This is a genomic window from Streptomyces sp. SID5785 (assembly GCF_009870065.1).
Taxonomy (GTDB): Bacteria; Actinomycetota; Actinomycetes; order Streptomycetales; family Streptomycetaceae; genus Streptomyces.
Map to the genome: position 1 here is coordinate 1 of NZ_WWIA01000017.1, position 6,755 is coordinate 6,755.

At 70.2% G+C, this 6,755-nt stretch carries 4 protein-coding genes and 1 pseudogene; 1 reads left to right on the forward strand and 4 read right to left on the reverse strand.

Annotation, left to right across the window (positions count from 1 at the left end; all coding sequences use genetic code 11):
• The 4 genes and pseudogenes from GTW43_RS00600 to GTW43_RS00615 form a co-directional block, all read right to left on the reverse strand.
• A pseudogene (locus tag GTW43_RS00600) lies at positions 1-434 on the reverse strand (ABC transporter permease); the annotation flags it as partial.
• Positions 427-1,953, reverse strand: coding sequence for a sugar ABC transporter ATP-binding protein (locus GTW43_RS00605; protein ID WP_161299556.1), 1,527 nt, complete (start codon positions 1,951-1,953; stop codon positions 427-429). The gene GTW43_RS00605 and the pseudogene GTW43_RS00600, both read right to left, overlap by 8 nt.
• A gap of 1 nt (position 1,954) precedes the next feature.
• Positions 1,955-3,058 carry an ABC transporter substrate-binding protein gene (locus tag GTW43_RS00610; RefSeq protein ID WP_161299557.1) on the reverse strand — a complete coding sequence of 368 codons (1,104 nt, stop codon included), beginning with the start codon at positions 3,056-3,058 and terminating at the stop codon, positions 1,955-1,957.
• Between the two features lie 160 nt (positions 3,059-3,218).
• Entirely contained in the window at positions 3,219-4,232 is a 1,014-nt protein-coding gene (locus GTW43_RS00615) for a LacI family DNA-binding transcriptional regulator (protein ID WP_161299558.1), read from the reverse strand.
• Positions 4,233-4,413: 181 nt separating this feature from the next.
• Between GTW43_RS00615 and GTW43_RS00620 the strand changes: the two genes are divergently transcribed.
• The coding region (locus GTW43_RS00620) for a PA14 domain-containing protein (protein ID WP_161299559.1) at positions 4,414-6,755 on the forward strand (2,342 nt) is incomplete at its 3' end.

Below are 6,755 nucleotides of genomic sequence, written 5' to 3' on the forward strand. Positions count from 1 at the left end.
AGGACCAGGGCGAGGCCCCGGCCCGCGACCATGAGGGCCAGCGTGGCGACGATGGGCTGGACGCCGACGAAGGCGACCAGCGCCCCGTTCGCGACGCCGACCAGGGCGCCGCCCAGCAGCGCGGCGGCGACCGCCATCCAGGGGCCGTAGCCCAGGTACAGCGAGATCAGCGACGTGCCCAGCGCCATCACCGAGCCCACCGACAGGTCGACGCCCTCGGTGCCGATGGCCAGCGCCATGCCGAGCGCCACGATCAGCACGGGCGCGACCTGCACGGCCTGGGTGCGGAAGTTCTCCGCGGACAGGAAGTGCGGGGTGAAGGCGATGTTCGCGAGCAGCAGCACGACGACGCCCAGATAGACGCCGTAGTCCTGCAGCAGGCGCAGCAGCCGGTCCCGGTCGAGACCGGCCCTGCCCAGGGTCAGATCACTCAACGCTCGGTCCTCCAGCGGGTGTTGCGGCGATGGCGCGCAGAAGCCGGTCCTCCGTGACCGCCTCGCCGGTCAGCTCGGCGACCACGGCGCCGTCCTTGAGGACGACGACCCGGTCGGAGCCCTCGATCAGCTCCTCCATGTCGGAGGAGATCAGCAGCACCCCGAGCCCGTCGTCCGCCAGCTCGTCGATCAGCTTCTGCACCTCGGCCTTGGCGCCGACATCGATGCCACGGGTCGGTTCGTCGAGCAGCAGCACCTTCGGGTTCATCGCGAGCCACCGGGCGAGCAGCACCTTCTGCTGGTTGCCGCCCGACAGTTCGCCCACCTTCTGGTGCGGGCCCGCCGACTTGATGTGCAGCCGTTTCACGAACGTGTCGACGATCCGGTCGATCCGGGCGTCGTCCACGAGGCCGAAGCGGGACAGCCCCGGCAGCGCGGCGAGCGCGATGTTCTCGCGCACCGACAGGCCCGGCACGATGCCCTCCGCCTTGCGGTCCTCGGGCAGCAGGCTGATGCCGGCCCGGATCGCGGCCGGTGTGGACCCGGTGCGGACCGCGACCCCGGCGACGGTCACCCGGCCGGAGTCCGTCGGCAGCGCGCCCGCGATCGCCTTCGCGGTCTCGCTGCGCCCCGATCCGAGCAGTCCGCCGAGCCCCACGACCTCGCCGGGGCGCAGGTCGAGGGAGACCCCGTCCAGCTGGTGGCGGACCGTCAGTTTCTCGGCGCGCAGCACCGGTTCGGCCCCGGTGTCGTGCTCGCCGGAGAACTTGGTGAGCCCCTCGTCCTGCACGTCGGACACGTCGCGGCCCAGCATCAGGGACACGAGCCGCAGCCGCTCCAGGTCCGCGAGCGGACCGGTGTGCACGACCTGGCCGTCGCGCAGCACGGTGACCACGTCGCACACCTCGTACAGCTCGTCGAGCCGGTGGCTGACGTAGACGACCGCGATGCCGCGCTCCCGCAGCATGCGGATCACGCCGAAGAGGGTCTGCACCTCGCGCGGCTCCAGCGAGGACGTCGGCTCGTCCATGATGACGACCTTGGCGTCGACCGAGACCGCGCGGGCCAGGGCCACCATCTGCTGGGCGCCGACGCCGAGTTCGCGCAGCGGGCGCTGCACGTCGACCCGGACGCCGAGCTCGCGCAGGGCCGCGTCGGCCTCCCGGTGCATCCGGCGGAAGTCGATCAGGCCGAGGCGGCCGCGCGGCTCGCGGCCCAGGAACAGATTGCGGGCCACGCTCATCAGCGGGACGAGGTTGACCTCCTGGTAGATCGTGGAGATCCCCGCGTGCTGGGCCTCCAGCGGGGTGCCGAAGGAGACCTCGTGGCCGTCGTACGTGAGCGTGCCCGCGTCCTGGTCCGGCCGGTAGACCCCGGTGAGGACCTTGATCAGGGTCGACTTGCCGGCCCCGTTCTCACCGATGAGCGCGTGCACCTCCCCGGCGCGCGCGGTGAAGTCGACACCGTCGAGGGCGCGCACGCCGGGGAAGGTCTTGCTCAGCTGGGAGGCTGACAGCATCTCAGAAGGCCTTGCCGATGTCCGACTTGGCGTTGTCCTCGGTGTAGGCGCTGTCCTTGATCACGATGTTCTGACCGACCTTGTCGCCCTTGGTGAAGGAGTCCAGGGTCTGGAAGGCGAGCGGGCCGAAGCGCGGGTTGGACTCGATCACGCCGGAGATCCAGCCGTCGACGATGCCCTGCACCGCGTTGCGCGTGCCGTCCACTGTCACGATCTTGACGTCGCCGGCCTTCTTGCCCGCGCTCTTGAGGGCGTTGACCGCGCCGAGGCCCATCTCGTCGTTCTCGGCGTAGATCCCGTCGATGTCCGGCTTGGACTGGATGAGCTGCTCGGTGACCTGCTGGCCCTTCTCGCGGGCGAACTCGCCGGTCTGCTTGAAGACGATCTTCAGGTCCGGGGCCTTCTCCTTGATGCGGTCCTCGAAGCCCTTGGTGCGCTCGGTGGTGACGTTGTTGCCCGCGGCGCCCAGCAGGATCGCGACGGTGCCCTTGCCGCCGGTGGACTCGATCATCTGGTCCGCGGCGCGCTTGCCCTGCTCGACGAAGTCGGAGCCGATGAAGGACACGTAGTCCTTGCAGGCCGTCGCGTTGATCTTGCGGTCGACGGTGACGATGGGGATGTGCTTGGCGCCGGCCGAGCGCAGCACGGGCTCCCAGCCGTCCGAGTTGAGCGGGGCGATGACCAGCAGGTCGGCGCCCTTGGCGATGAGGTCCTGCACATCGCTGATCTGCTTGGAGAACTGCGACTGGGCGTTGGCGGTGAGCAGCTTGACGCCCCGGGACTTCGCCTCGGCCTTGAGGGAGGCGGTCTCCGCGATGCGGAACGGGTTGGCCTCCTTCTCGGACTGCGAGAAGCCGACGGTGGCGTTCTTCAGGTCGAGCTTCTTGCCGCCGTAGGCGGAGATGTCACAGGTCGGGCCGCCGTCGGGCGAGGCGACCTCCTGGCCGCCCGCGCTGTCCTTCTGGCTGCTCGAACTGCCCTGGTCGGAAGAGCTCTTGTCGTCCTCCGACTTGGCGCAACCGGTGGCGAGCGCGAGGCTCGCCACGAGTCCGGCCGCAAGCAGGGCCCGGGAGGAATTACGGCGAAGTCGTGCGGTCTGCGTCATGTGGAGGTCCCCAAAAACGGCACGGCCCGCGCGCGAACGCGCTGACGGGGTGGATGTGTTCGACCGGTCGCAACGGCGGTACAGGGGAGGGTTTTACATCGTTGGAAGGAGGCTGTAAAGACCTCGCGCAGGCGGCGGGCCCGCTCCGGGCCCTGCCGGATCACCGTCGGCCGAGCGTGCTCTCCCGCTCCACCAGCCGGAACTCCGCGGCGAGTTCGCCCCCCGGACGCTCGTCGGGACGCTCGAGACGGCGCAGCAGCGCACGCACCGCGAGCCGGGCGATGGCCTGCTTGTCCGGGGACACCGTGGTCAGCGTGACGGCCCCGAACCGGCCCTCGGCGATGTCGTCGAAACCCACCACCGCGACGTCCCACGGCACCCGCAGCCCGCGCTCGTGCAGCACCCGCATCGCACCAATCGCCACCAGGTCGTTGTAGGCGAACACGGCGTCCGGGCGCACCCCGGAGTCCAGCATCCGCGCCATCGCCTCCGCCCCGTCCCCGCGGTCCCAGCCTCCCGTGGCCCCCACCAGCGTGTCCGGCGCCTCGAGACCCGCGTCGGCCAGCTCGCCCCGCCAGCCCTCGAGACGCAGGTGGGCGGGGGAGTTGGCGGAGTCGGTGCGCGCCCCGAGATAGGCGATCCGGGTCCGGCCGCGGCCCAGCAGATGGCGGACCGCGGTGCGGGCCGCCGCCACGTTGTCGATCGCGATGTGGTCGTAGGGCAGGCCGTACTCGCGCTCGCCGAGCAGCACCAGCGGCATGTCGTCGTCGAGCCCGCGCATGTCCTCGGGCTCCAGCTCCAGCGGGCTCAGGATCAGCCCGTCGATGACCCGCGCCCGGAAGCCCTGGCAGACCAGGACCTCCTGCTCGCGCTCGCCCCGGGTGTGGTCGAGCAGCACCGTGACGTCGTGCTCGGCGGCCGCGTCGATGACCGCGCCGGCCAGCTCCGCGAAGTACGGGTTGCCGAGCTCCGGCACGGCGAGCGCGATGATGCCGGTACGGCCTTTGCGCAGGTGGCGGGCGGTCAGATTGGGCCGGTAGCCGAGCTCGTCGATCGCCTTCTGCACCCGGGCGCGCATCGCCGGGGTCACGTGCTGGTAGTTGTTCACGACATTCGACACGGTCTTGATCGAGACGCCCGCGCGCTCCGCGACATCCTTCAGGCTCACCCGCACGGAATCTCCTTCGCTTCGGCACGTCCGCTCACCGGGCGTGCTTGTCATGACCCTGGACAGCGCGCGGGATCGCGTGCTGTCATGCCAACTGCCGCTCATTCCAACGTTGTACAGACGAGTTGTACCGACTCGAACGGCGAGCCGCCACCCTTCCTCATCGCGTTCCAGCACAGGAGGATCCGTGCGCACCAGAACCCGCAGACGTCCCGGCCGGCACCTGGCCCCGATGCTCATCGCGGCCCTCGGACTCACCGCGCTCACCGTGGCCCCCTCGGCCACGGCCGCGGACGACGACCCCGTGGAGCCGCACGGTCTCAAGGGGGAGTACTACACCCAGTCCGCCCCCGGGGCCTTCGATTTCGACCAGCTGAAGGCGACCGGCTTCGACCCGCAGGTCGACTTCGGCAGCCTGGAGTCCCGGCTGCAGTCGGCCACCGGACAGAACGACGACGTGAGCGCCCGCTGGACGGGCCGCCTCGTCCCCGAGAAAACCGGCGCGACAACGTTTTCCCTCACCGGCGACAACGGCTTCCGGCTGTGGGTCGACGGCAAGCTCGTCATCGACCACTGGGTCGACGACTGGGACAAGGAGCAGACCTCCGCGCCCGTCGAGCTCACGGCCGACAAGGCCGTCGACATCAAGCTGGAGTACTTCGAGCACGAAGGAGGTTCCAACCTCCATCTGCGCTGGACCGAGCCCGGCGAGCAGAAGGAGGCCATCCCGTCCTCCGCGTTCCGCATCCCCGCGGACTGGACGTACGACGGCGCCATCGGCACCACCGTGCTCGGCGACGGCCGCACCCTCAAGCTCGACTTCGCGCAGAAGCTCGGCGCGGTCCCCGGCGAGGTGAACGACCACATCGGCGCGGTCATCGGCGGCGCGAAGTGGCCGCTGGGAAGCGTCAAGGCGGACCCGGACGACCCGCGCGCCCTGCTCGTCGGTCTGAAGGAGCCGGTCGTCGGCAACAAGGACGGCGACGCACCCGGCCTCGCCGACGTCACCTACGACGGCAAGGGCGGACTGAGCGGTGAGGACGGCACCGCCGTCGGCTCGTTCTGGTCCAGCGGCCCGAACCGCTCGACCCACCAGCTGAGCACCGAGTGGGGCGACGACGTCACCCCGGCCAACGCCCACCGCGAGTACCCGCGCCCCCAGCTCACCCGCTCCCGGTGGCAGAACCTCAACGGGAACTGGGAGTTCTCCGCGGCCGCCGAGGGCGACCCGGTCCCGGTCGGCAAGAAGCTCGGCGAGAAGATCCTCGTGCCCTACCCCGTGGAGTCCCAGCTCTCCGGGATCGAGCGCCACGAGGACCGGATGTGGTACCGGCGCACCTTCACCGTGCCGAAGAACTGGAAGGTCGGCCACGGAGAGCGGCTCCAGCTGAACTTCGGGGCGGTCGACTGGAAGTCCGAGATCTACGTCAACGGCAAGAAGGTCGCGGACCACAAGGGCGGCTACGACAAGTTCAGCGCCGACATCACCGACGCCCTCAAGCCCGGCCGCACCCAGGAGCTGATCGTCGGCGTCTACGACCCGACCGACGCCGCCGACGGCGAGAACCCGCCGATGGGCAAGCAGCGCCTGGACCCCAGCGGCATCTGGTACACCCCGTCCTCCGGCATCTGGCAGACGGTCTGGATGGAGCCCGTCGCCACCGACCACGTCGGCGACCTCAAGCTCACCCCCAGCGTCGAGAACGGCACCCTGACCGTCGAGACGACCGGCGTGCGCGCCGGCCTGCCCGTCACCGCCACCGCCTACGCGGGCAAGCACAAGGCCGGCACGGTCACCGGCACCTCCGGCTCGCCGCTCACCCTGAAGCTGGACAAGCCGCACCTGTGGACCCCGGACGACCCCTACCTGTACGACCTGAAGGTGAACGTCGGCTCCGACCGGGTCGGCAGCTACTTCGGGATGCGCTCCATCGAGGTCGAGCAGGTGAACGGCACCCCGCGCACCGTGCTCAACGGCAAGCCCACCTTCATGATGGCCACCCTCGACCAGGGGTTCTGGCCGGACGGCCTGCACACCGCGCCCAGTGACGAGGCGCTCGCCTACGACCTCAAGATGCACAAGCAGATGGGCTTCAACTCCGTCCGCAAGCACATCAAGGTCGAGCCCGACCGCTGGTTCTACTGGGCCGACAAGCTGGGCCTGCTCGTCTGGCAGGACATGCCCGCCATGACGGCCGGGGTCAACCCGTCGACCGCCGCCCGCGCCGAGTTCGAGCGCGAGATGAAGGTCATGATCGACCAGCACTACAACCACCCCTCGGTGATCATGTGGGTCACGCTCAACGAGGGCTGGGGCCAGTACGACGAGGGCCGCCTCGCCGACCAGGCCAAGTCCTGGGACCCGACCCGCCTGATCAACGGCATGTCCGGCCTCAACCTCGGACGGGACGGCGGCGCCGGCGACATCATGGACGAACACGGCTACCCGAGTCCCGCCCTGCCGCCGCAGCCCGACGGCAAGCGCGCGCTCGTGGCGGGCGAGTACGGCGGCCTCGGCCTCGCCGTGCC